The organism is Fictibacillus phosphorivorans, assembly GCF_007673525.1.
GTDB classification, from domain to species: Bacteria; Bacillota; Bacilli; order Bacillales; family Fictibacillaceae; genus Fictibacillus; species Fictibacillus phosphorivorans_C.
In genome coordinates this window covers 2,660,368-2,687,282 of record NZ_VDZU01000001.1, presented here as the reverse complement: position 1 = coordinate 2,687,282, position 26,915 = coordinate 2,660,368, and the positions used below count along the sequence as shown (strand labels likewise).

The following is a 26,915-nucleotide window of genomic DNA, read 5'->3' as shown; positions in this document are numbered from 1 at the left end:
TTATAATGGTGAAGTACTTTTATAAGGAGGTGACGTTCCTTGTTTAAAGAGATGTCAGAGAACCAGATATTATTATATGTCATAAAAAACTTAAAAGAGTTACGAAAAAAAGAATTTCAGCTTTTAATCGATGAACTTCACCCGTATGATATCGCAAATGTTTATAAAAATTTGCCGGAAAAGCACAGACATAAGTTTGTTACGTTTTTAACCACAAGACAGATCGCTTCCTTGATTCAAGAGCTAGAAAGTGACCTTCAGATGGAAATTCTGAACAAACTTGGCATTGAGCGCTCATCTCACATCATGAACTTAATGGAGAATGATGATTTAGCGGACCTTCTTGGTAACTTGGATGTTAATGAGATTCAAGATTTTCTGTCTTCCATGAAAGCAGATGAATCCAAAACGGTTCAAAGCCTTATGCAATATGATTCAGATACAGCTGGTGGTATTATGACCAACCGGTTCGTATGGATTCCGCAAGTTTATACGGTTAGAGATGCGGTTGAAAAGCTAAAAACTTTCGCCGGTTTTGCAGAGAATATTTATTACTTATATGTAATTGATGATGATAGAAAGCTTGTTGGTGTAGTGTCTTATCGTGATCTGTTATTAGCAGAGATGGATGAGAAGATCGAGGAAATCATGTACAGCAGGGTTATCTCCGTACCCGCAGAGACAGACCAAGAAGAAGTAGCGCGTACAATTGAGCGCTACGACTTTATAGCTGTCCCTGTAACGGATGAACATGATCGTTTGATCGGGATTGTTACAGTCGATGATGTGCTAGATGTATTAATTGAAGAAGCTAATGAAGACATCGAGAAGTTATCGGCAACAGGTAAATCCATTGATTTTCAGACAAGTGCCCTTGTAGCTTCCTATAGAAGACTGCCTTGGCTTATTTTACTTCTGTTTATTGGAATCTTATCTGGTAGTATCATAAGCACGTTTGAAGGAACGATCGAACGCGCGGTTGCACTTACGTACTTTATGCCAATGATTGCAGGTATGACAGGGAATACGGGCACACAATCTCTTGCAGTAGTTGTTCGTGGACTTGTATCGCATGACATTGATCGGCCGACCATTATGAAATTAATACTCCGAGAATTTGGTGTTGGGTTTATTATAGGAATTACTTGCGGAATTTTGATATCAATCGTTGCTTTCTTATGGAAAGGCAATCTAATATTGGGGCTTGTTGTAGGTAGTTCATTATTCTTTACATTGATAATTGGTACACTTGCTGGAACACTTATTCCGTTATTACTATACAGGTTTAAGATTGACCCAGCGGTAGCATCGGGACCTCTTATCACAACATTGAATGATATTTTTTCACTCTTAGTATACTTTGGTACAGCTACAATGTTTTTGTCTCATCTTCTCTAAAATTATTAGTGAAGTTAAGTCGTATTAAAAAATAGTGTATAAATAAAAAATCAGTCTTCTGACTGGTTTTTTATTTTTTTAGGCTGTTTTCATAAACTTTGTTGCTTTTGGAAGTGTTGATTTCCGTTCCAGGCTGCTCGCTTTCCACGGGGCAGGCGGTGAGCCACATTCGTACGTTTCACTCTTAAGTGTCTCACCTGTCTAGTTGCAGTGGCTAGCCCCTCGAGGTCAAAAGTTAAACGGTCTGTGATGAGCAAAGTGCGCCTTCATAGCCCATTCAACTTTTGCTTGTCGGGGCTGAACGAGCCACTTCCACTTTTCAAACTGCCCGCCTGTCCCGTAGGAGTCTCGCACCTTCCACTCCAATTAATTTTCAAAGGTGACAAGGAGTTCAAAGCAACAATCTTTTAGAAAAAGAGCGTTTTTTTTAAAAAATGTTGCATTTTTCCAATTCGCATATACAATTAAACAAAATAAGGAGGAGAATAGAGATGATAGTTAAGTTGGATCAAACGTGGCATGAAAAAGTTATGGACTATTTGAGTGAAGAACCTGCGCTAAACTTATTCATTATTGCTGATATTGAGAATTTTGGTTATGAAACAGATTCTCAAGACATCTGGGCAGATGTTGAGGAGAACGGGGCGATCACAGGCATTCTTCTTCGTTATAAAGGAAACTACCTTCCTTACGCAAAAGGGGAGATTAATGCAAAAGCTTTTTCAGAGATTATCAATAAAGATAAAAGTTATGAGATGCTTTCTGGTAAAAAGGAAATCGCGGACCAGTTTACTCCTTATTTACAGTTTGAGCGAACAAAAGAACTATATTTTGCCGAACTAAAAGATGCAAAATCATTAAAGAAAAATATATCAAGAGAAAGCATTTTACAAGCTGAGCTTAAAGATGTTGATAGCCTCATGGAATTAAAATATTTGATCAAAGAATTCTCAATTGGAAAAACAGCTAAAGAAAGCTTGGAGCAAGCATTATCCACCAAAACAGGACGTACTTATTTTATAAGAGAAGAGGATACCATTGTTTCTTGTGCATCCTCTACGGCAGAAAATTCATTGTCAGCGATGATTGTCGGCGTGTGTTCACACCCTGAAAAAAGAAACAAAGGGTATGCTTCACTTTGTATGGAAGCGCTATGCTACGATATTTTAGCTGAAGGGAAAACGCTCTGTCTGTTCTATGATAATCCAAAAGCAGGCTCCATTTATAAACGTTTAGGATTTTATGATATTGGTCATTGGAGTATGAACTACCCACTCCGAACAGCTGACTCAAAAAAACAGCAGGAAAAAGTGTTATAAGCATTAACACTAGTGAAAACTGATAAAGAAACGCTCTTTTCTAAAAGATTGTTGCTTTTAACCTCTGACAGTAAATTGGAGTAGAAGATGCTTGCCTATCGCCTGAAATACATTTCGCAAGGTATGCGATGAGGAAACTTACTCCGCTAGCATTAACTTGTAGATGCAGGAGCAAGGAGCATAATGTGGCTCACCGCCTGCCTCGTGGAAAGCGAGCAGCCTGGAACGGAAATAAACACTACTAAAGCAACAAAGTTTACGAAAATAACTTAAGGAAATAATGAATAGACGGCAGAATCGACATCTTTCGATTCTGCCGTCTTTCTCTTTTGTTAACCAAGCTTCCGTTCTTCGGCTTGTTCATTTGACGCATTCTTTTCTTCATTAGAAGTTCTTAATGGAATTTCTTTTAAGAAGAAGAAGGTGAGTATGAATGCTGTGCCAATAACGATTGCACCAGTTAAGAAAACGCCGTTTAATGCATAACTCAAAGACTCACGCAGTATACCAAGTACTTGTTTAATAACGTTTAAAGATTCAGGTGGTAAAGCACTGAATTTTTCTATAACAGCTTCTTGGTTCAGCAAGACTTGAGGGTTCGCGAGCTCTTTAATCTGCTCACCCATCTCAGGTGTAACACTAGGTGAAGACGCGACTAGCTTTTGAGACTCTTTATTAAAGTGGTCTGCTAGAGAGTTATTCATTACACTCCCCATAATAGAAACACCAATCGTACCTCCAAGCTGTCTGAACAGTTGAACAGAAGAGGTCGCAACACCTAAGTACTTATGTTCAATCGCGTTCTGTACGGTTAAGGTGAAAATCGGAAACGCGATTCCAAGTCCTGACCCAACGAGAATCATATTAAAGATTGCTGTCGTATTAGTCGTTTGCGTATCCATAAAATGCATGCTCGTCATTCCACTGACCATAATGAATAATCCCAGCATAGCTAATTTCTTGTATTTTCCTGTTTTTGTAATGATCTGTCCGCTTATCGTGCTTCCTGCAACCATAGCAAGTGTTAATGGCATCATGACAAAGCCGGATTTTGTAGCAGATGTTCCCATTACTCCTTGTATGAAAAAAGGCATATACATGATCGATCCAAACATGCCTGCTCCTAAAAAGAACCCGATGATGTTAGACACGGTGAACACTTTATTTTTGAACATATCAAGCGGTAGCACAGGACTTGATACACGCTTTTCTGTTAGCACAAATAAAAAGAAAGCTACGATTGTTACAGTAAACAGTCCGATGATCTCTGGAGATGCCCAATCATATTGATTTCCAGCCCAAGTGAATGAAAGGAGAAGAGGAACCATTGTTAACGTTAGTAACAATGAACCTGTGTAATCGATGGATTCCTTCTCTTTTCTTTGAACAGAAGGAAATAAAAAATATATAGCGGCAAAAGCGACAAGACCAAAGGGGAGAAAGATCCAGAATACCCAATGCCAATGAAAGTGATCGACGATGTATCCTCCTAAAGTTGGACCAAACACGCTTGCTAAACCAAAAACACTGCTCATAATTCCTTGCCATCTGCCACGTTCGCGAGGGGGGAATAGATCACCAACTGCTGTGAAAGCCGTCGACATGATCATACCTCCACCAAAACCTTGAACCCCTCTATATAAGATAAGTTCAAAGATACTTTCGGAAATGCCGCATAAAAGGGATCCTGCAGTAAACACACCGATTCCTAAGAGGATAAATGGCTTTCTACCGTAAATGTCTGATAGTTTTCCAACTAATATTGCTGTGATACTTGAAGTGAGCATGAAAATCGTGAAAACCCAGCTGTAGTATTCTATTCCTCCAAGATCAGCAATGATTTTTGGTAAAGACGTACCAACAATGGTTTGGTTTAACGCTGCAAAAAGCATAGCAGACATGATGGAAAGCATTATAATTACTTTTCGCCGCATTTCTAGATGTTCCATGCATCATCCTCCTATTCATGTTGTAAATATTTCACAATATGAAATAATTTCGAAAAGTAAAACTGCTCCACTAATCAAGCAGTTTTATTGAAGAATCTATCATTCGCTTTATGTCTTCATCTGTTAATGCAGCAAACTTTTTTTCCAGGTAGTTATTCTTAATGTTATCCATTTTTCGTGCGATTTCTCTACCATCTTCAGTAATTTCTAAATAGACGATCCGACGGTCTGAATCTGATCGTACACGCTGAATGTAATTCTTGCCAACAAGCCGATCCGTCACTGCGGTAATATGGCTTGATGAAACTTTTAATTCATTAGCGATTTCTGAAGCCATTAAAGGACTTTGAATAAATAAAGTCTGAAGAACAGCAAACTCATTGCTTGGAATATAATCTGAGTACACTTCGTTTAAGCCTTTTCTTAACGTGCGAAAAAGTCTGCGTAAGCTCATTTCCAATTCTCGCTCTAACTCATTTCTTAATGGGGTTTGTTCTCTATTTTCCATCTTAACACCCTTGCTTTTTGTTTCTTCTTCTACTAGTATATGATAATTTATATATAATAAGAAAGAAAGTAAAAGTTTAGGGAGAAACGGATTATGAAAAATTCAACGTTATTTTTTGTGCTTCTAGGTTTTGGCTTTTTGATTGGAGCAGCTTATTGGGTTTGGGCGATCACAACACAATCACAACCAGGTGGAATGTAAAGAAGGGCCGTAATGGCTCTTTTTTTGTAAAATTATACACTTCTATTGTAAATAAATAGGAGGTGTATGTATGAAAGAAAAATTTCAGATTACAAATCAATTTTTAAAGAAAGAATGGAAGCAGCGTCCAGGAGGTAATCGTATACCGCGCTTTGCGGTTGCACACGACACTGGGAATCCCGACTCAACGGCCAAACAGAACTATGAATATTTCAATAGCAGACAACTAGAGGCTTCTGCGCACGTATTCATAGATGATAAACAAATATTGGTAATCATTCCATTGCATGAAAGAGCTTGGCACGTTCGCTCTAACGTATCAGATGCGAATGAATGGGGAATAGGGGTTGAGTTATGCTATGGTCCATCCATAGATTTTAACAAAGCTTACAGCCGTTATGTATGGTTTTTTGCCTATTTATGTGACATGTATCAATGGAATCCTGCTCGGAACATAAAAGGTCACTTTCAACTGGACCCAAAAAGAAGGACAGATCCTTTAAATTGTTTTCACCGATACGGTAAGACATTTCCATTCTTTATTGAAGATGTAAAGTATGAGTTAAAAAAATTTGTTGTTCATCAGAATGAGTTTAAAGAGCTTGTTACTGCAGAAGGAAAACTTTATAAAGTGCAGATTGGAGCATTCTCATCTAGAGAAAATGCCGAGATTCTTTCTCGAAAAGCCAAATCTGCAGGATTTGATGTTCATATCGATCACTCTTAAAAACAATATATGGTAAAACGGCCTTGCGATGTGTTGATTTTTGATTTCAGGTCGCTCGCTTTCCGATCGGCAGGCTATTTTTTTGTGAGAATAGGTTTTAAGTACACAAATTAATGGTAAATAAGTTGGAGGTATGCCATTTTTTGTGTACATAGGGGGAAGCAGTAGAACATGGAGCAACAATTGAGGGTATTAGGAAAAAAAATCATTGAGCATAAATATGATCTATCAAAGAAAATTGATGAGGTGCGCGTATCACTTGGTGAGCATCCTACAGAGCAAACGGAATTTGTGTTAAACCTCCGTGGAGAACTATTTTCATACTTTGGAAAAGCTCTTTATGAAGATAAGAAAACATCACAAGAGCATTTTATTAAATGGGGAAGAAAAAATGGCGAGCTTGCTGTTCAGCATGAAGTTCCACTGGACAAAGCATTAAGCAGTACCAGATACTATAGAATGGTGCTTTGGGATTTCATACGTAACGAAATTAGTAATGAAAAATTCAGCGTTGAAACCATTTTGAAAGCCGCCTCTATCATCGACCCATTTCTAGATGAAACGGTCCATGCTTTTAGTGTCGCATATGTTGAGAATAATAATCGTGTACTTGGATTGGCTAGAGAGGCAATTGAAGAGTTGTCTGTTCCCGTTGTCAGGCTGACAAGAGCGGTTGCGGTTCTCCCGCTTGTAGGAACGATCGATACGCATCGCTCTAAGTTAATTATGGAAACTTCTCTTCAAAAATGCATGGAATTACAGATTGAACATCTATTTATCGATCTATCTGGTGTAGCCGTGATTGATACGATGGTCGCTCATAATTTATTTAAGGTAATAAATTCTCTTAAGCTTTTAGGTGTAAATGTAACCTTAAGCGGGATGCGTCCTGAACTTGCTCAGACTGTCGTTTCGCTAGGAATTAGTTTCGAAGGATTTTCAATTGCTGGAAACTTGTATCAGGAGCTTGAAGCAATGGGGATTCGACCTCAAAAAAATAAATAAACCACAAATACTTGCCTACTTAAAAAGGCAGGTATTTTTTTCTAGTATAAAAAGAACGTTTGTTCGCATATAATATAAAAAAAGGAGGTTGCTTCATGACTAACTTATTAATGAGATGCATAAGAGAACGAGTTGGAATCGAAATGATCTACCTCTCACAAAAGGGTGATATCTCGCACCGTTTTGTCATTCCGTACTCTTTTGATGGTCATATCATCAAAGGTTATTGTTCAGCAAAAAAACAGATTCGAAGTTTTCACATAAGAAACATATTATCTGTACATTCACGTTTTTTGTCTTCTTAAGATTGGAGGGATCGTCGTGCAATATGGAAGCGAAGAAGAGCGTTCGCTTATTGAAAAATTTGTGATGTATCCGATTTTACTTACCGTGTTTAATCGCGATCTACAGATTATTAACGGCTCTCCTTTTAAACTGAGACAGCCATACGTTGCACTAGTGGAGCAAATTATGAATCAAATCAGCAAAGATCTATATGATGTAAGAATTGAACTGAGAAAACGAAGAATTAAAGTAATGGATGCACAACGCGAGGATGATATTACAGAATATGAGATCTTTATTAGGGGTTATCGTGAAATTATGAGATTTCCGAACATTCATCTAAAAAATAAAGCAGAAACACTAATGCTTTCTTATCTACAAGTGACAATTGAATAAAGGATAAAGCGTGCAAGTTTCATTTTCTATAACATCTGTATACAATGAACGTATTGCAAAGACATAAGATGATGATATTAGGATTAGAATTTGAATTGAGGAACGCTATGGAACACTTTATCCAGCTAGCCAGACAATTAAACAATGAGATTATGATAGAAAGCCGCAGCCCATTTGATCCGGTTTGCCCAGTGAATACTCCATTCCCTTGGAAGATGTTAGGTTGTGGGAACTATGCAGCGGTTTTTTCTCATCCTGCTCATCCTGATTATGTTGTAAAGATCTATGGCAGGGATGAGCACGGATTATTAGAAGAAAAGAAAGTATATGATCGATTAGGCAAACACCCTGGATTTTCTGTTTGCTATCATTCGGAACAGCGTTTTTTAATTTTAAAACGCATTGAAGGAATGACTCTATATGACTGTGTGCATAAAGGGATAAAGATCCATGAGAATGTCATTTACGACATTGATGAAGCAGTGAGACATGCGAGAGATAAAGGGTTGTTTCCTAATGATGTGCATGGGAAAAATGTGATGATATCTAATAACAGAGGAATTATTGTAGACGTTTCTGATTTTAGTGGATACGAAACGTGCAGGAAATGGAAAGATCTGCGCAAGGCTTATTTCACCATTTATAAGAAATCTCTGTATCACTTTCCTATAAAGATTCCTTATTTTGTTTTGAATGGTGTAAGGATGGGGTATAGGTACTACAGGAAGTTAAAAATATCCAAATAGAAAGGTCTAAAATAATAGGTCTAATGAATCATTAAAATCATTGGCATAAATTGCCTTAGTAGGATATAATAACTATAAATCAATAGAAACCTTTGTTATTAAGGGCAAACCAGTTGAAAAGCTGGGACGCAAAGCTATGGGCCTAAAGTATGGTTAACATGCAATGGCAGCCGGTTGCCAAAGGGAAACGGACTTAGTTTAGACACAGGTGTTTCTATGAAGTTTTTTTCCGAAGAGTGAAGTTTTTTACACTTTAGAGATTAAGCACTCATAGAGGTTAAACGTATCTGAACATAAATGGAAGCCATTCCCTTTATTAGGTGATGGCTTTTTGTATGTAATTTTTGAGGAATTTGAGGGGTTGTAGAATGGAAAATTTCCAACTAGACTTACGCGCACTCAAAAAAAACTTGTTGCCAGAATTTATGAAGTCTATTCCCGCTATGATACATACACACAAAGAGCATCTACGAAAAAATGAAGACTTTCATACGTTTCTAAACGGTTTTGTTGAGCAATATGAAAAGGTATTAGAGAAGTTTTTACGCGGAATCGTGCATGCTGTATTTTTAGAAGAAGATCGATTCGAGTCCTTTTTAAAACAAGGAGAGCAAAAAGCATTTTCATCAGGTATTCATTTTTTAAGACATCAACGAATTCCTCATCAAGCATTAGCATGTTTTACGACGAGTATTAGTGAATCTGTTTTACTTGAAGTGAAAAAAGCAACGATAAACGAGCCATTAGTCATACAGCTATTTATGTTGGATCGTTGGAATCGGATTTCTCATCGAGCTGTAACAGGCTTTCTAAGCGGTTTCTCCTCTCAACAATTCAAAGACCTTAAGGAGATTAGCATTCGCGATCCGTTAACAAATCTGTACAATCGTCGATATTTTTATGATTGTTTAGAAAAAGAGCTTACAAAAGCACACAGACATAAACTTCCTCTTACACTTGTCATGTTTGATATCAATAATTTTAAATGTATCAATGATGAGCTAGGACATCACGCAGGTGATGAAATTCTTCAGCAGATCGCAGAACTTTCTAAACGATTAAAATTGTTCTCTGGATTTAGGTTTGGCGGAGATGAATTTGTTTTTCTATTGCCAGGGATCACTGAGGATGAAGCATATATCTTAATAGAAAAGTTAGAGAGCCAGCTTATCGTTTGGAATGAATCGATTTCATTAGCATATGGTGCCATAGAACTGCTTGCAGATGCATGCGAGAACATCGATTATTATCTTCAGCTTGCGGATGAGCGGATGTATACCAATAAAAGAGCAAGAAGTGAGAATAAATCATTCATTTAAACAAAATGAATAAAGGGCCTTTCTGCTATTTGATTTAGCAGATCGTAAAATGCAAAGGAAGATGACTGCATGAAAGATTCATTTACGATTACTGAACACCGTTCTGAAACAATATCTTCTTTACTACGGTGGTTCTTCTTAATACTTTGTGTACCTGTTTTTTATTATCAACCTATTTCAAGTGTGCTGAAATATGAAACGGATACCTTTCCGATTCTCTTCATAATTGGGATCCTATATATGACATCCACACAAATTGTATTGCATCAATTGCCTGAGACGTCTTTGTACTACCGTGTTTTTACTAGAGGTGGAATAGTTTTTGATTGCCTTGCTTATGCTTGGCTGATGCAGCTAACTGGCGGAGCTGACAGCCCCTTTGTTTCTGTTGGCTATTTAATCGTTATTCATGCCGCTCTATATTGGAGGTTAAGGGGAGCCCTAATGGTAGGAACAGCGAGTTTTGTCATCCTCTCTTACTTTTTCATAAGAGATAGCGGGTATATGAACACGCTTTCTAACTTTGAATTTTTAATGAAAAGCATCTTTTTATGGTTGATCGCTTTTTACGGAGGTGTGATTGCTTCAAAAGAAAGACAACATTATCTTGAGAAGAATATGTATCAGCTTCAATCTGAACAAGACTATTTAACGGGTCTCTTGAATCATCGGAAATTTCAAGAAGACGTTTTGGAAAGCACAAAACACAATAAGCCCTTTACACTTGTTTTATGTGATATTGATCGTTTTAAATGGTTTAACGATCAGCACGGTCATTTGATTGGTGATGAAGTGCTGAAGCTTGTTGGTTCAACGTTTAAACGCTTCATATCTTTAAAGGAGGGAGAAGCGTATCGTTATGGTGGAGAAGAGTTTGCCTGGATTCTCCATACAACATCTAGAACAGAAGTGGAAAATACGATTGAGACGATTAATAAGCATTTAGAAACATTTCCTTATATGTCAGATGATGGAGCTTTACCTGTTACACTCAGCTATGGAATTGCAAGCTATATAGAAGGCGAAAAACCTTCACAGATCATCCAAAGAGCAGATGTGCTCTTATATGAAGCGAAAGCAGCAGGAAGAAATACATGTAAACTAGATATGGTCAGAATAAAGGAAAATCAGCTAACGATGTAGCGGTTTTCCTTTTTTCTTTCCTCAGTCTTTCGTGTCTAACATGTAATCATGTAATTTACCATTCACGGGCATGATTCGATTTATTACTATCCTATAACTACCAGGAGGAAGTGGTTGTTTTTCGGGGTACGAGCCTTTGATGTCCTAATAGATTATGAGATAATAGAGTTAGAATTCAAGTGCGGAACAGGGGATGAACAAAAATGAGTTTGCAATTTATTTTGGGACGATCCGGCAGCGGAAAGTCCCACTCTGTATTTAAGGAGATTCAAAGAGAACTTACAGACCGTCCTTCAGGCAATCCGATCATCTATCTTGTACCAGATCAGATGACCTTTCAATCAGAGTATAAGCTAGCCACAACGCCAGGATTATCGGGAATGATGCGTGCGCAAGTCTTTAGTTTCTCAAGGCTTGCTTGGCGTATTCTTGGCGAGACCGGTGGTTTAACAAGAATGCACATCACATCTACCGGAATAAGAATGATGCTTCGGAAAATCGTCGAGCACAAAAAAGAAGATCTTAAAATCTTTCGAAAAGCCTCTGAACAAAGTGGTTTTTACGAATTGCTTGAGTTAATGACTACAGAACTTAAGCGATATTGTGTTTCAGCAGAAGATCTTTCGCGGAATGCTGATACACTTCTTTCTATTGGACAAAAAGAAAATAATAAAAAAGTACTTCAAGATAAATTGTCAGATCTAAGTGTCATTTTGAGTTCCTTGGATGAAGCACTAATTGGGAAGTATGTAGATTCAGAAGATTACCTGCGTCTCCTCCAAGCTAAGATTCCTTTTTCTGAGAGCATTAAGGAAAGTGAAATTTACATAGATGGATTTCATTCTTTTACCCCCCAAGAATTAGAAGTTACGGCGGGATTACTGGCTCATGCCAAGAAAGTGACCATTGCACTTACGACCGATGAATTCTTAACTTCGGAATCTGAGCCTCATGAGCTAGATTTGTTTTATATGACTAAAAAGACTATACAGTCACTAACAGCACAAGCAAAAGAACTGGGTGTTTTCGTGGAGGAACCGATCTATCTTCATGAGAAGCCAAAATTTAATTCAAGTGCCATCGCTCACATCGAGGATCAGTATGATCGAAGACCGGCCATCTCGTCAGCCAAACATGAAGGTGTTGGAGTAGCGGCGGCAGTAAATGTTCGATCAGAAGTTGAGGGAGCAGCAAGAAAAATCATTGAACTCGTTCGTGACCAAGGTTATCGATATCGCGATATCGCTGTAACAGTCCGAAATTCGGGTAGTTATCAAACACTGATCGAAACGGTATTCACAGATTATGAAATACCTGTTTTTCTCGATCAAAAAAAATCTATGCTCCACCATCCACTGATTGAGCTGATCCGTTCCTCATTAGACATTGTCTTAAAGAATTGGCGCTATGAGTCCGTGTTTCGAGCCGTTAAAACAGACATGCTCTATCCGCTTGACGAGATAAGAAAAACGACATCTGAGATGAGACGTTGTATGGATGAACTTGAAAACTATGTGTTAGCACTTGGTATCCAAGGCAAAAGGTGGACAGATCCAAAACCTTGGAAATATAAAAGATTTAGAGGGTTCGAATCAGAAGATTTTGGAAAGACAACACGTGACGATGAAAAGGAACAACTGATCAATGACATGCGGGATATGATTGTATCTCCATTGAGTCGTCTATCTAAAAATCTATCAAACAGTAAAAGTATCATCCAATATTGTAAAAGTCTTTATCAGTATCTTGAAGATCTCAATGTGCCGATGAAACTGGAACGCATGAGAATTCATGCGGAATCAGCAGGGAAACTACGAGCAGCATCTGAACATGGTCAAGTTTGGAATGCGGTGTTAGGTCTTCTCGATGAGATGGTAGAGTTGACTGGCGAGGAAGAACTTTCAAAAGAGACGTGGATGCAAATGCTTGAAACAGGACTTGAAAGCCTTAAGTTCGCTCTTGTTCCTCCTTCTCTAGATCAAGTGTTAGTAGGAACGATGGAAAGATCTCGTTTCACGGATGTAAAAGTAAATTTTGTTCTCGGCGTAAACGATGGAATCATTCCGTTAAAACCAAAAGACGATGGATTACTTTCAGAAGACGAGAGAGAAGCTCTTGATAGAAACGGTGTTGTGCTTGCACCGACTGCTCGCAGAAAGCTGCTAGATGAGCAGTTTATGATCTATCTGGCGTTAACGAATGGAAGTGACCATCTGTTTGTTTCGTATGCCCTAGCAGACGAGGAAGGGAAAACGATGCAGCCTTCAATGGTCATACAGCGGTTGCACGACCTTTTCCCAGATTTAAAGGAAGAACTTTATCAAAACGAACCTGTTTTACAAAATGATATTGATTTTGTGCAGCATCCGATAAAAAGTGTCTCTTTTTTAAGTGCACAGCTTAGAGAATGGAAAAAAGGCTATCCGATCTCTTCCGTTTGGTGGGATGTATACAATTGGGTGATCGAAGACAAAGAGTATGATTTCTATGCAAAGCGTGCTCTGTCTTCTCTGTTCTATTTTAATCGAGAAGCACCTCTCAGTTCATCTGTATCAAAAGACCTTTACGGCGATAAAATCTTAACGAGCATCTCAAGGATGGAGCTTTTTCAGTCATGTCCATTCTCTCAGTTCATGTCGTATGGACTTAAGTTAAAAGAACGGCAAATGTACAAGCTTGAAGCTCCTGATATCGGACAGCTTTTTCATGCAGCTTTAAAACAGATGAATGACTCACTTCAGCAAAGAAGCTTAGCATGGGGTGATCTTTCAAAGGGAGATTGTTATCGCTTAGCAGGAGATATTGTTGAACTTTTGGCACCACAGCTTCAGCATGAGATTCTGTTAAGTTCCAACAGACATCTCTATATTAAGAAGAAGTTAAAAGAAGTAGTCGGAAAAGCTTCGCACATATTAAGTCAGCACGCAAAGGCGAGTGGTTTCACACCTGCAGGTCTTGAACTAGCATTCGCTTCTGGTGCAACATTGCCGCCATTAACCTATAAATTGCCGAATGGCACGACGATGGAAGTGATCGGACGTATCGATCGTGTTGATACAGCCAAAAGTTCTAAAGGACTTCTGATGCGTGTGATTGACTATAAATCCAGCTCAACAGGACTTAACTTAGCAGAGTTATTTCATGGCATTGCTCTGCAGATGCTGACTTATCTAGATGTTGCGGTCACACATTCAGAAAGCTGGCTAGGTGAAGAGTCCGTTCCAGCAGGCGTTCTGTATTTCCATGTTCACAACCCGCTTTTAAATCAAAAAAAACTGCTTAGTGTGGAAGAAATCGAAAAAGAAGTGTTAAAGAAGTTCAAGATGAAAGGTTTAGTCCTTGCTGAGGAAGAAGCCGTTCAACTTATGGACAGTACAATGGAAAAGCGTTCTTCTATCATTCCTGTCGCTCTAACTCAAAAAGGATTTCATAAATCACATTCATCAGTAGCCTCAAGAGAGCATTTTGACACGATGCGAAAACATGCACGTAAGATGGCTGTGAATAGTGGAGAAGGGATTACAAACGGAGTGATTGATATCTCTCCATATGAGATGAAGAAAAAAACACCTTGTACGTTCTGTTCGTATAAACCTGTTTGTCAGTTTGATCAAACACTTGAAGAGAACCAATACCGTCAACTTCGTTCAGAAAAAGATGATGTTATTCTAGAAAAAATGCATGAGGAAGGAGGAAATGTGAATTGAAGACTTTGATCCCAAAACCAGAAGGTGCAACATGGACGGACGAACAGTGGCAAGCAATTCAAGCCAGAGGAGAAAATGTTCTCGTTGCTGCAGCAGCTGGATCGGGTAAAACAGCTGTCCTTGTAGAAAGAATCATCACGATGATACGTGAAAAGGTTGCGGATGTAGACCGTTTGCTTATCGTTACATTCACAAATGCTGCCGCTGCTGAAATGAGAAAAAGAATAGGAGAAGCGATCGATAAAGAACTGTCTTTAAATCCTTCATCTCTCCACTTAAGAAGGCAGCTTAACTTATTAAACAAAGCATCGATCTCTACTCTTCATTCTTTTTGTATTGAGGTGCTTCGTAAACACTATTATGAAACAGACCTCGATCCAGGTTTTCGTGTGGCAGAAGAAACAGAAGCCGAACTTATTCGTCAAGAAGTGATAGAGGATTTGTTTGAAGAAGAGTATAGCAAAGGAGAAGACCATATTTTTTACCAAGTGGTCGATGCTTATAGTTCTGACCGAAATGATATGGAACTTCAAAAACTAATCTTATCGCTCTATGATTTTGCTCGAAGTCACCCTGATCCGAACGGCTGGCTAGACCAGATGGCAGAAACTTACCAAGTGCAAGCGGCAACCATTGACGATCTTCCTTGGACGAAAGAGCTTTTGATCGATATATCGCTACAGATAGAAGGGCTTCGATCTTTGGCATTAAGAGCGATAGAGCTGAGCGAGCTTTCAGGAGGACCTCTTGCATACGCCGAAACACTTCAAGAAGATCTCATCTTTATCGAACGATTACTTCGTGCAAAGAATAGCTGGAGTGAGCTTTATGAGGAATTTCAATCATATGAGCCTCCTAAATTAAAAGCCATTCGTGGGAAAGATGTAGATGAAGAACTGAAGAATAAAGTAAAAGCTATGAGAGACAACATTAAAAAACGGACAGGTGCATTAAAAGAAGAATATTTTGAAAGGCATCCTGATTCGTATATCGTTCATATTGAAGAGATGGCTCCTGTTGTTAAAGAACTGTCTTCCTTAGTGAAAAAGTTTGGAGAACGCTATCTTGAAGCGAAGCAAGAAAAGTCTCTTGTTGATTTTGGTGATCTTGAACATTTTTGCCTAGGAATATTAAAAGGTGAAGGATCAACGATGGATGTACCAGTTCCATCTAATGCTGCATTAGAATACAGAGAAAGATTTGTAGAGGTACTAGTCGATGAGTATCAAGATACGAATTTTGTCCAAGAATCCATAGTTCGCTTAGTATCAAAAGATGGAGAAGCAGGAAACATGTTCATGGTAGGTGATGTGAAGCAATCCATCTACCGATTCAGACTAGCAGAACCACTTCTTTTTCTAACTAAGTACAAACAGTTCACGAAAGAAGGCGGCAGCGGCTTACGCATTGACCTTGCAAAAAACTTTAGAAGCCGAAATGGAATTCTGCAAGCTACAAATTATTTGTTCAGACAGATTATGAACGAAACAGTAGGGGAAATTGAGTACAACGATGATGCTGAATTAAAGCTAGGTGCTACTTATTATCCTGAGCAAGAGGGAAATGAACCAGAACTTCTTCTTATTAATAAAAGTCAGCCTGTAACAGATGAAGAAGGTCTTGAAAATGGAGAAGTAGAAAAATCGGAGCTTGAAACCGTCCAGTTAGAAGCAAGAGTTATAGCAGAAAGAATAAAACAGATCGTAGGAACGACGGGGAACTCTCCTCATCTCGTACTTGATAAACATACGAAAAAATTGCGGCCGGCAAAATACAAAGACATCGTTATGTTGTTTCGGGCAACCTCCGTATGGGCACCAGTCATACTAGAAGAGTTTAAACAGCAAGGGATACCTGCTTATGCTGAACTTTCAACTGGCTATTTTGATGCGACGGAGATTCATGTCATGATGTCACTCATGAAGGTGATCGATAACCCTCTGCAAGACATCCCGCTTGCAGCTGTTCTTCGTTCGCCACTTGTCGGAATGACGGGTGAAGAACTTGCAGTGATCAGATTGAAACAAAAACAAGATAATTATTTGGGAGCCGTAGAACTGTATCGTGCTGAAGGAGAAAACGCTCGGATTCAAGAGAAGGTCTCTACTTTCTTAGATCAGCTGGAAAAGTGGCGTCATCAAGCGCGACAAGGATCTCTTTCTGATCTGATCTGGGACATCTACCGAGAAACCGGCTATTTTGATTATGTAGGCGGATTAACCGGCGGAAAACAACGACAAGCCAACTTAAGGGCTTTATATGATCGTGCGAAAATGTATGAAAGTACATCTTTTAGAGGGCTTTTCCGCTTTCTTCGTTTTATTGAAAGAATGCAGGAGCGAGGAAAAGATCTAGGTGCGGCAAGAGCTTTAGGTGAACAAGAAGATGTTGTTCGTGTCATGACGATTCATAAAAGTAAAGGCTTAGAGTTTCCTATTGTATTCGTTGGGGGTATTAACAAACAGTTCAATATAAGAGATCTGAACGAAAAAGTTCTTCTTCATAAAGAACTCGGACTAGGAACTCAATATATAAATCCAGAGTACCGAATTGCTTATCCGACATTGCCGAAGCTTGCGATCGCCGGAAGAAAGAAAATGGAATTGATCGCAGAAGAGATGCGAGTGCTATATGTGGCTCTTACACGTGCAAAAGAAAAACTGTACTTAGTCGGCACAGTAAATGACATTGAAAAATCTGTGGATTCATGGAGTGATTCTCTTTATGAAGAAAACTGGATTCTACCAGACTTTGAAAGAGCTGGTGTAAAGAGTTATCTTGATTGGATCGGAAGAGCAGTCATCCGCCATAAGAACGCTGAACCCCTTTTATCGCTGCTAGGAACAGGTGAAAGAGGCAGAGGTGAAGTTTATATAGATGAAACAGATTGGAAGATTGCGGTTCTTCCAGCGAGTCAATATGAAGAGTTAGAAGTGGAAGAGAAAGAAAAACAAGAAGAGTTGCTGAAGCAGTTAGAGAACTATGAAAAAGTGAATCTTGCTTCAGATGACTTTGATGAAGTCGAACGTCGACTCCAATGGCGATATACGAATAAAAATTCAACATACACCCGTTCGAAACAGTCGGTTACAGAAATAAAAAAACAATATCAAGCAGATGAATACAGTTCTACAGAATTAGTAAAAGCCGCCCAACAAGTTATACATGAGCGGCCAAAATTTATGCAAGAAGAACAGTTGAACGCTGCTGAAGTCGGTACAGCAATGCATATGGTCATGCAGCATATTGACTTTAGAAAACCAGCTACATTAGAATCCCTTCAAAATCAGCTTGCAGAAATGGAAACGAAAGAGCTGCTTACAAGAGAACAAGCTCAATATATTCAGCTTTCTCAGATTCAGCAGTTTATAGAAGGGCCACTCGGAAAGAGAATCAAAGAGCATGATTTAAAACGGGAAATTCCGTTTAGTATGGCACTCCCGTTATCAGAGATTCAAAGAGAGTGGACAGGCGAAGAAGAACATGTTCTTGTACAAGGTGTCATCGACTGTCTCATAGAAGAAGAAGACGGTTATGTACTGATTGATTATAAAACAGACAAAATCACGAACCGCTTTACAAACGGCTTTACAGGAGCAAGAGAGATCCTGTTCAACCGTTACGAATTGCAGCTCAATTTGTACGCAAAAGCCATTGAAAGAATACTAAAAAAGCCAGTAAAAGAAAGTTATCTTTACTTTTTTGATGGTGGACACATTCTTCAAGTGAAATAAGGAGGGATACGATGCGATTACTTCATACTGCTGACTGGCATCTTGGGCGCTCATTAGAAGGACGAAGCAGACTTCAGGAACAACAAGATTTTTTAGACGAACTAGTAGAGATCGTACAGCGTGAAAAAATAGATGCGGTATTAATGGCGGGAGATGTTTTTGATACGGTAAATCCTCCGGCTGCGGCGGAGCAAATGTTTTATGATGCACTATCACGGATTAATAGAAACGGAGAATGTCCGTTTATCGCGATTGCGGGAAATCATGATCATCCTGAGAGACTAGCTGCCTCCTTCCCTCTGCTAAGAGAACTGGGCATCACACTGGTAGGTCTGCCAACGTTAGAACTTCAGCGTGTTCCGATTAAGAGAACGGGAGAGATCTTAGAAATCGCTGCTCTGCCGTATCCTTCTGAATCAAGACTAAAAGTACTACTAAGTGAATCTGCTGAAGAATTAGATGTAAGAACTCAATATGATGATTGGGTGGACTCGTATTTTAAACAGATCACCAATCAATTTAAGCCAGGAAACGTGCATGTTGCGATGAGTCATCTTTATGTCGCTGGAAGCAAGGAAACCGATTCTGAACGACCTGTTCACATTGGTGGTGCGTATACGGTAGCTGCAGAAAGTCTTCCGAGTTCAGCTCAATACGTGGCATTAGGCCATCTGCATCGTCCACAACGAATCAAACGAGCAAAAACAGATGCAAGGTATTCAGGTTCTCCCCTATCTTATAGTTTCTCTGAAAGTGGACAAGCAAAATCTGTGTCCATTATTAACGTTGAACCAAACGGTATTGCAGAAGTTGAAGAGCTTCATCTAACTTCGGGAAAACCACTAGTATCATGGGAAGCAAAGAATGGGATCCAGGAGGTCCTTCAAGGAATTCAAGTTGGTTTGCACCAAAATTGCTGGATTGATCTATCCATACATGTAGATGATGCACTTTCGATGGAAGAAATTCAACGACTTAGAAAATCACATGATGGCATTGTTCATATCAAACCTGTGTATCAAGAAAAGTCCGGAGAACAAATCTCTGTATCTGCTCAAAAATTGCCTGTTGATGAACTGTTTACAACGTTTTATAAGCGACAGACAGGGGGAGCGATGCCAGACGATGAGCTGATCTCCTTATTTCTTGATCTTGTTGGAGAAGGGGAATTAGGAGGAGAGGAACGAGAATGAGACCAATAGCATTAACTGTTTCAGGCTTGCAAAGTTTTCGAGAAGCACAATCCGTTCCTTTTCATGAACTCTGTTCTGGCGGAGTCTTCGGTATATTTGGACCGACTGGAAGCGGGAAGTCCACGATTCTAGACGCTGTGACACTAGCTCTTTATGGAAAGGTGGAACGTGCGGCTGGTGGAACACACGGAATCATGAATCAGGCTGAAGATAAACTGTCTGTTTCGTTTACGTTTCAGATAGGTGAAGGTGCTCAGCAAAAAGAATACAGTGTGGAGCGCATATTTAAACGAAGTGGTGAACATTCCATTCGAACAAGTACTTGTCGATTAATTGAGGTGGTGGACAGTGAATCTATCGTTCATGCCGACAAAGAACGAGATGTAACGCGTCTTGTTCAAGAGCTGATCGGACTGACTATCGATGACTTTACGCGAGCGGTCGTTCTGCCTCAAGGTAAATTCGCTGAATTCTTATCCCTTAAAGGTGCTGATCGAAGACAGATGCTGCAACGTCTGTTCCAACTTGAAAAGTACGGAGACCAATTAAATCAAAAGCTAAAGAAACGGTCAGATGAACAAAAAAACCGCCTGAATGAAATCACAGCAGAGCAAACCGGTCTGGGTGAAGCCTCCTTAGAAACGTTAGAACAGGCATTAGCTCACCTAAAAGAAAATGAAAAAAAGTTAGAAAAAGTATCAAAACAATACAAAGAACAAGAAGAGAATCTCAAAACCCTTGAGGTATACTGGGATGCTCAAGTTCAAAATGAAAAGCTGATCGAAGAGAGAAACGAACTGAAGAAACAGGAAATCCCTATGGAACGTGTTCAACAGGATTTAAAGAAAGCTATCTATGCAGACAAAATTGCTCCCTATGCGACCGAGTGGAAACAATCACTCGCTGATGAGAAAAAAGTCTGCCAAGAGCAAGAGCAGCTAAAGAAGCAGACTGAAGAACTTCAGACCATTCTTGAAGAGCTTGAAAAGAAATATGAATCAGCCAAGAAGGCGATTAACGAGGATGAGCCTGTTCTTATCGAAAAAAGAAGTGGATTAAGAGAAGCAGTTGACTGGGAAAAGGATCTAGAAAGAAAAAATCAGATTTTGCAGAACGAAACGGAAAAGCATAAACAATTGGTGACACTGTACGAAGAATGCGAGAGAGCTGAGTATGATGCCACGCAAGTTCTTAAGCGTGGGAAAGATAAACAATCTGCTTTAAAGAAAGAATTATCTCAAATTGAAATCACACAAAATGATCGCCGTATATATCAAAAAGCTATTCTGCTTAATCAAAGATTAGAAGATGTTCGTGATGAAGAGAAAAAGATACAAAAAGAAATCTCCGTTTCAGAAGCTGAAAAGACTTCTGCAGAAAAAGCAAAAAAACAGATCAGTTCAACAATAGTCAAAAGTTACGATGCAGGAAAGAAAGTGCTGAACGATATTCAGCAAATGTATGAAGAAGTGTCTGAAATTCTGCGTACAAACGAAAAGATTTCAAAAGTTTCGATGGATAAATTGCGTGAATGGAAAAACGAACAAGAAAAAATAAGAATCAGCCATTTGGCTGCACAGCTTTCTAGAGAATTAAAAGAAAACGAACCGTGCTCGGTATGCGGTTCAACAATCCATCCATCACCGAACAAAATGCATGCAAATGTTGAACATGATAACGAGCGTATTCACGAATTAGAAGAAGCGATTGAACGTTTGAAGGAAAACTATCATGAGCTGAAACACCTAAGTGAAGGACTTGAAAAGGATTCCCAAACGCTATGGAAAAAACTTAATCTTGCTGAAGCTGAAACTGCTGCATCAGATCAAATCACGATCACAATTGAGAAAGAAGAAATCAGAGCGTTTTCTTTGGAACAGTTCAAGGATCATGAAGCTAATGTAAAAGGGATTAAGCAAGATAAGCTTTTGATTGAAGAACGCATGCAGAAGTTATTATCTAAATTAGAAGATGATCAAAAACAATATGAACGAATTTCTATTTCATTTGAAAATAATGATGAAACAACTAACAAGTTAAAACAACAGCTCCTTTTGATATCAAAAAAAATAGATCATATTCAATCGGAATGGGAGCAAGCAGAGATTCCCTTTTCATCAGAGGAGCTTAAAGAGCAGCTAAAACGATTTCAACAAAAAGAAAGTCGCCAAACGGATATCGTAAAAAGTTTAAATATTGCAGAAGAATTTCTAGAAACACAAACGAAAAAAATGGAATCCGCCAAAGAGCAAAAATCCGAGTTGAAAACGAGTTTATCTGTCTCTTCTAAACAACACGAAATGCTGCAAAAAGAAATTCAAGATATTAAAGAAAAGCTATATAACAGAGTAGGCGATCAAAAAGCTCAAAGAGTTCTTGAGGATGTACAAGATGCGTTGCAGAGTCTGAAGAAATCATTCATTCATTCCGAACGAGAATATGAAAATGCTAAAAAGCAGTACGTAGAGAGTGATAAAGTATATCATTCTGCTGTTCAAAGGAAGAATGTTGCTGAATCCAGAGTAGAAAAAGCAACACAAGAATGGAACAAACAGTTAAGTAAGTCAGATTTCCAATCATATGAAGACTTTGAAAACTGTTTAAAAGATGAGCAAGTTCAGTTGGAATGGGAAAAGCTGATAGAAGATTATCAAGATCGCTGTAAGTCAAATGCTATGGCATTAGATGCGATAAAAGAAAAGCTCCCTAAGGAAATTCTAACCGGTCAACATGTTGAATCGGCAAAAAGCCAGCTGCAAAGTCTCAAAGTAGAAATGAACCATACGCATGAGGCTGTTGGAGAAGCGCGACAAAGGTATATGATGGTTGAGAAAAATCATGCACGTTACAAAGAACTGGAAAAAGAAAAGAAAAAGGTCTCTAATTTACTAGAGCAATTAGGTAAACTTCAAGGTGTGTTCCGTGGAAATGCTTTTGTTGAATTCATGGCTGAAGAGCAATTGCATCTTGTAACACGCGATGCGTCTGGCAGGCTTGCTAAACTTACTCGTGGACGTTATGCGATCGAAGTAGATTCAGCGGGAGGTTTTGTTATTCGTGATGATGCCAACGGAGGAATCAAACGCCCTGTCACCTCTTTATCTGGAGGAGAGACATTTTTAACGTCACTTGCACTAGCACTTTCGCTTTCTGCTCAAATCCAGCTAAGAGGGAAGTTTCCTCTTCAGTTTTTCTTCCTTGATGAAGGATTTGGTACACTTGATCAAGAGCTGTTAGATACAGTTGTAACAGCTTTGGAAAAAGTTAGGATGGAAAATTTTTCGATCGGAGTTATATCCCACGTTCCTGAATTAAAAGCGAGATTAACAAAAAGACTGATTGTAGAACCTGCAGAGCACTCTGGCAGAGGAACACGTGTGAGATTGGATCAGATGTAAATGAAAAGGATGCAAGGCTTACACGCCTTGCATCCTTTTGCTATTCAATTATACCATGACCAATTACTTTCACATTTACTGAAGCAGTATAATTGATATTCGGGTACTCTTTATTCCAATCTAACTTTTTCCATGTGGGATTATGAAATGCGATGAGTTTTCTCCCTACACCAAATGCATCGCTATTCATGTCTTGTAACTCTTTAAGAATAGCATTTGCATCTTTTGTTAGCGTCTTTGAAAGTGCTTGTTCAATACTATGGATTTTCTTCTGAGTAGTTAAGTTATCCCTCGGATATTCGGTAATCACGACTTTCATATCTAGTTTGATATGAGCTGATATCCTTTCATCTGGAGTAACATCAACCTTAAATGTTCGTTTATTCTGTTTTACTTTAATGGAAACAAAGTTCATAATTCTATCTTTGTGTTTGTTGGTGATTTTTTTTGTTAATGACATGGATAAGTGTCTTTCTTTTCCAGTTAATAATGTGAACATAACTCCTTGGGCACCAAAAATAGTACCAACCATCTTATAACCATGAAATACTGCAACACCTTTAACAGATACGTCATTTTTTTCTGGTACAAGATAAGGTAATGCAAAATCTTGACCAGGATCAAACATCACAGGACATATCGTTTGGATATTTTCTGAAGGTACGATAGATGATTTTTCTGCTGATCGAACAGATTCATTCAAGTACTGACCGATACCCATGGTAGTTTCGGTTTCTTTAAATTTTGCACTGATAACATCAGATGCTTTACCTTTTGCCACTGCAATCCTTGCATTGAGTGCCGATTTAGGATCCCGATAGAATACATCCAAAATATGATAGATGTCTTTTTTTGCAGCATCTTCTCCTAATACCACGATTAAGTTTTTTGATGCTTCAACTTGTTCTGAAACTTTTCGATCTAATTTAATCCTGCTTTGGCGGGCAGTGTTACCAATAGCATGGAAAACCTGATTATTTACTGGTCCAGCTCCTGATTCTGTATTGAGATATTGAGGAATAGAAGCGGTGTTTCTTATTTTTCCGTTCTTTAAATAATCAAATCCTGCTGCTCTGATGAGTTTTGTTTCGTTTAGTTGAGCCTGATCCCAACATCCTGTTAATAATAAAAGGCTAGAAAAAAGAGAGATTAACCTTACACTCCTCATGTTGAAACCGCTCCTTTGCCTTTGCCTTTTCTTTTTCTGATAACAGCAATGAGTAGTAAGAAGATCGGAAAGATACCCGAACAGCATAATGCTGACATACCTATCAATTTGGACCACAGTTGAACATCTAATTTACTCGCTGGGATCGAAGCGATTAATGCACAAATAATTCCCACATAAGGTGCAGCAGATTTATGATGTTTTAGCTTGAAAATTGACTGGACGCCTTTTGCTGTAAAGAACAGATAACTAATAAGAGAAGTTGTAACAAATACAATCCATATGGAAAGGAAAATAAGGTCTGTTCTCTCCAAGATTTTGAATGAGAAAGCTTTTAACATATACAGCACTGGTTCTGGAACAATTACAATTTCAACTGGATTGAAAAAAATATACGTTGTAAATGTGACAAAGCAATAGAAAAGGGTAACACATAATGAAGCATAAGAAATTGCTTTCAGTTTACTGTTCGATCTTCCTTGCGTATAAGCTAAAAATACGAGCGCTGTGTCAAAGCCAAGTAAAGAGATTAACGCATCTGTAGAACCTGAAAGTATCGTTTTGATACCGGATGCACCTACGGGAAACGCATAAAGAAGGTGAACATCTGTATAGGCATATCCCACAAAAATAAACATCACAAGAAGTAAGGGAGAGACTAACATCAAAAACCTGGCGATCTCGCGTGCTGTACATGTAATACAATAGACGCAAGTAAGAGCTAACATGGAAATAACAACCAACCGAGGGGTCTGATAAAAAATCCATTTAGAAACGACGCTGTTGTAGAGGATTAAAAGGACAACACATACAGAGAACAAATGAGCCACGAACAAAAAATTTAAAACAGCTCCTAGCTTTGTCCCCACGATCTTCGGCATAAAATCAAAAATTGTCTGCTTTGGATACATCTCGCATAGTTTCCAAATCGCAAGTATAGAGAACTGAATAAAGAGACCTGCTAAGAGCAGGGAAATCCATCCGTCTGTTTTGGCTTTTACGAATAACGTATAAGGAAGTGAAAGGACACCAACGCCGATTTGGGATTGAGTGATAATAAAGAACAGCTGTCTGTGAGTAATCGTATGGCTGCTATTCATGACTTCTCCCACTTTCTTGTATGATTATCTTCATCTTTTTTTATTGGTTTGATATCACTAGGACGTGAGTTCATCTTGAGAAAAGGTAAACGAATGATTGTATCTTTTAGATCTCCTATTTTAAAAGGTGCAAGCGGTGCAAGGTATGGTGTCCCAAATGAATATAAACGGCAAAGATGAAAGAACATGAGAATTAACCCGAACACAATACCTAAGAAACCAAATGTTGCAGCTGCTACCATGAATGGAAAACGCAATAAACGTACAGCTAAACTCATCTCATTTGAAGGAACTGTATAAGCCGCAATCGCAGTCGTCGCAACAACGATAATCATTAGGTTTGAGATGAGTCCTGCTTTAACGACCGCATCACCAATTACTAAACCTCCAACGATAGCGATCGTGGAACCGATCCTCGTTGGCAAACGAATAGCGGCCTCACGTATTAACTCAATAGTGAGCTCCATCACTAATGCTTCAAAAAGTGGTGGATACGGGATGTTTTCAAGTGAGCTTTTCATTAAGAGGATGAGAGCGGATGGAATAACCTCGAAATGAAAAGAAACGATCGCAATATAAAAGGCGGGCAGACCAATTGCAATGTAAAAGCTTAACAAACGAATTAATCGATAGAAACTTCCTAACATCCAACGTTTGTTGTAATCATCAGGTGTTTGATAGAAAACAAAGAAGTTTACAGGTGCAAGGTTTACGGTCGGTGAGCTATCGTATAGAAGAGCTACTCTTCCTTCCATCAGGTTAGCAGCCACCCGGTCAGGTCGCTCTGTACTCAACGTTTGTGGAAACAGACTAAATGTTTTATCTTCAATACTCTCTTCGATGTTCCCTGGAGTCATAACGGAATCTGCTTCTATTGAATTTATCCTTCTTTCAATCTCATGAAGCACATCTGGATTTGCGATATCTGACATGTACAGCATTGCAACATTTGTGTGCGTTTCTTTTCCGACTTGCAGATACTTCACTACGAGCTTCGGACTTTTAAGTCGCTTACGAATGAGAGCAATATTTGTTGACATACTCTCTATAAATCCTTCATGAGATCCACGTATAACAGCCTCATTATCAGGTTCTTTGATATCACGTTCTGTTTTAACAGGAGTGAATACAGAAAAATAGCATGTTGTGTCCTTTGTAAATATCAAAGTGTAAGATTGTAAGAGTAATTCTTGGATCTTTGCAAAGTCTGATTGTTTCTTAAAGTCAATATTAATAACTGTTTCGAAAGTATGTAGATCAATATCTTTGTCCAATTCAAATAAAGGATTCAAAATCAAATCCTGAAGTTTCTGTTTATCAATAATTGAGTCCAAGAAAATTAATGCCACTTTGCTCTTGTCAGCAGGCATCTCAACCCAATGAGTCATCAGGTCTTCGGAAGAAGAGAAGCTTTTTTCAATGTCTTTAAGCAGAACATCGATCGATTGATTTTGGTTAACTTTCGCAGCCTGCTCTGAGTAAGAGCTTGTTTCTAAATTACTTTGAGAGGATGGACTAGACCCTTGATTTTCAGCTTCGTTTGCTGTTTTTTTTTGTTCTAGCAATTTTTTTGGTTTCTTAAAGAAAGTCATGATGAACATCATCCCGATTCGCAATAA

19 protein-coding genes and 1 riboswitch are annotated in these 26,915 nt (G+C 38.7%); of the genes, 13 read left to right on the top strand and 6 right to left on the bottom strand.

Annotation, left to right across the window (positions count from 1 at the left end):
• Window positions 1-39: 39 nt before the first annotated feature.
• Window positions 40-1,398, top strand: a complete 1,359-nt coding sequence (gene mgtE, locus FS458_RS13370; RefSeq protein ID WP_171005480.1) for a magnesium transporter — start codon at window positions 40-42, stop codon at window positions 1,396-1,398.
• A 228-nt stretch (window positions 1,399-1,626) separates the two neighbouring features.
• Here the strand turns inward: mgtE and FS458_RS21080 are convergent, their stop codons facing one another.
• The gene (locus FS458_RS21080) at window positions 1,627-1,752 is read right to left on the bottom strand and encodes a hypothetical protein (RefSeq protein WP_255548974.1); all 126 of its coding nucleotides are present in this window, start codon (window positions 1,750-1,752) and stop codon (window positions 1,627-1,629) included.
• A gap of 137 nt (window positions 1,753-1,889) precedes the next feature.
• Between FS458_RS21080 and FS458_RS13365 the strand changes: the two genes are divergently transcribed.
• On the top strand, window positions 1,890-2,717 hold the full coding sequence (locus FS458_RS13365) for a GNAT family N-acetyltransferase (RefSeq protein WP_186320549.1): 828 nt from the start codon (window positions 1,890-1,892) through the stop codon (window positions 2,715-2,717).
• Window positions 2,718-3,049: 332 nt separating this feature from the next.
• On the opposite strand, the gene FS458_RS13360 is transcribed toward FS458_RS13365, so the two are convergent.
• A complete protein-coding gene (locus tag FS458_RS13360; protein WP_144701269.1) occupies window positions 3,050-4,666 on the bottom strand; it encodes an MDR family MFS transporter in 1,617 nt (538 codons plus the stop codon).
• A 70-nt stretch (window positions 4,667-4,736) separates the two neighbouring features.
• Complete coding sequence (locus FS458_RS13355; RefSeq protein WP_231607465.1) at window positions 4,737-5,174, bottom strand: MarR family winged helix-turn-helix transcriptional regulator; 438 nt, start codon at window positions 5,172-5,174, stop codon at window positions 4,737-4,739.
• Window positions 5,175-5,445: 271 nt separating this feature from the next.
• Between FS458_RS13355 and FS458_RS21220 the strand changes: the two genes are divergently transcribed.
• The 11 genes from FS458_RS21220 (at window position 5,446) to FS458_RS13300 (ending at window position 23,028) form a co-directional block, all read left to right on the top strand.
• Window positions 5,446-6,102, top strand: coding sequence for an N-acetylmuramoyl-L-alanine amidase (locus tag FS458_RS21220; RefSeq protein WP_144703585.1), 657 nt, complete (start codon window positions 5,446-5,448; stop codon window positions 6,100-6,102).
• A gap of 171 nt (window positions 6,103-6,273) precedes the next feature.
• Window positions 6,274-7,107: an STAS domain-containing protein gene (locus FS458_RS21215; RefSeq protein WP_137789931.1), complete on the top strand. Its 834-nt coding sequence runs from the start codon at window positions 6,274-6,276 to the stop codon at window positions 7,105-7,107.
• Window positions 7,108-7,202: 95 nt separating this feature from the next.
• Window positions 7,203-7,412: a WYL domain-containing protein gene (locus FS458_RS13340; RefSeq protein ID WP_144701267.1), complete on the top strand. Its 210-nt coding sequence runs from the start codon at window positions 7,203-7,205 to the stop codon at window positions 7,410-7,412.
• Between the two features lie 16 nt (window positions 7,413-7,428).
• Complete coding sequence (locus FS458_RS13335) at window positions 7,429-7,788, top strand: hypothetical protein (RefSeq protein WP_144701265.1); 360 nt, start codon at window positions 7,429-7,431, stop codon at window positions 7,786-7,788.
• Between the two features lie 107 nt (window positions 7,789-7,895).
• Window positions 7,896-8,534 carry a serine/threonine protein kinase gene (locus tag FS458_RS13330; protein WP_144701263.1) on the top strand — a complete coding sequence of 213 codons (639 nt, stop codon included), beginning with the start codon at window positions 7,896-7,898 and terminating at the stop codon, window positions 8,532-8,534.
• 93 nt (window positions 8,535-8,627) lie between these two features.
• A riboswitch (cyclic di-GMP riboswitch) is annotated at window positions 8,628-8,716 on the top strand.
• A gap of 186 nt (window positions 8,717-8,902) precedes the next feature.
• Window positions 8,903-9,853, top strand: a complete 951-nt coding sequence (locus FS458_RS13325) for a GGDEF domain-containing protein (RefSeq protein WP_144701261.1) — start codon at window positions 8,903-8,905, stop codon at window positions 9,851-9,853.
• A gap of 69 nt (window positions 9,854-9,922) precedes the next feature.
• Window positions 9,923-10,996: a GGDEF domain-containing protein gene (locus tag FS458_RS13320; protein WP_144701259.1), complete on the top strand. Its 1,074-nt coding sequence runs from the start codon at window positions 9,923-9,925 to the stop codon at window positions 10,994-10,996.
• A gap of 203 nt (window positions 10,997-11,199) precedes the next feature.
• Window positions 11,200-14,703, top strand: a complete 3,504-nt coding sequence (gene addB, locus FS458_RS13315) for a helicase-exonuclease AddAB subunit AddB (RefSeq protein ID WP_144701257.1) — start codon at window positions 11,200-11,202, stop codon at window positions 14,701-14,703.
• Window positions 14,700-18,437: a helicase-exonuclease AddAB subunit AddA gene (gene addA, locus FS458_RS13310; protein ID WP_144701255.1), complete on the top strand. Its 3,738-nt coding sequence runs from the start codon at window positions 14,700-14,702 to the stop codon at window positions 18,435-18,437. The genes addB and addA overlap by 4 nt, the downstream gene beginning before the upstream one ends.
• A gap of 11 nt (window positions 18,438-18,448) precedes the next feature.
• Window positions 18,449-19,630 carry a metallophosphoesterase family protein gene (locus FS458_RS13305; RefSeq protein WP_144701253.1) on the top strand — a complete coding sequence of 394 codons (1,182 nt, stop codon included), beginning with the start codon at window positions 18,449-18,451 and terminating at the stop codon, window positions 19,628-19,630.
• Window positions 19,627-23,028 (top strand): AAA family ATPase, encoded by a 3,402-nt coding sequence (locus tag FS458_RS13300; RefSeq protein WP_144701251.1) that lies wholly within the window; start codon window positions 19,627-19,629, stop codon window positions 23,026-23,028. Before FS458_RS13305 ends, FS458_RS13300 begins: the two co-directional genes overlap by 4 nt.
• Before the next feature lie 40 nt (window positions 23,029-23,068).
• Here FS458_RS13300 and FS458_RS13295 read toward each other — a convergent pair whose 3' ends face one another.
• From FS458_RS13295 to FS458_RS13285, 3 genes are read right to left on the bottom strand one after another with little or no spacing between them, the layout of a single operon-like run.
• Complete coding sequence (locus FS458_RS13295) at window positions 23,069-24,196, bottom strand: Ger(x)C family spore germination protein (protein ID WP_186320548.1); 1,128 nt, start codon at window positions 24,194-24,196, stop codon at window positions 23,069-23,071.
• Complete coding sequence (locus tag FS458_RS13290; protein ID WP_144701247.1) at window positions 24,193-25,296, bottom strand: GerAB/ArcD/ProY family transporter; 1,104 nt, start codon at window positions 25,294-25,296, stop codon at window positions 24,193-24,195. Before FS458_RS13290 ends, FS458_RS13295 begins: the two co-directional genes overlap by 4 nt.
• Entirely contained in the window at window positions 25,293-26,888 is a 1,596-nt protein-coding gene (locus tag FS458_RS13285; RefSeq protein WP_186320547.1) for a spore germination protein, read from the bottom strand. The genes FS458_RS13290 and FS458_RS13285 overlap by 4 nt, the downstream gene beginning before the upstream one ends.
• Between the last annotated feature and the right edge of the window lie 27 nt (window positions 26,889-26,915).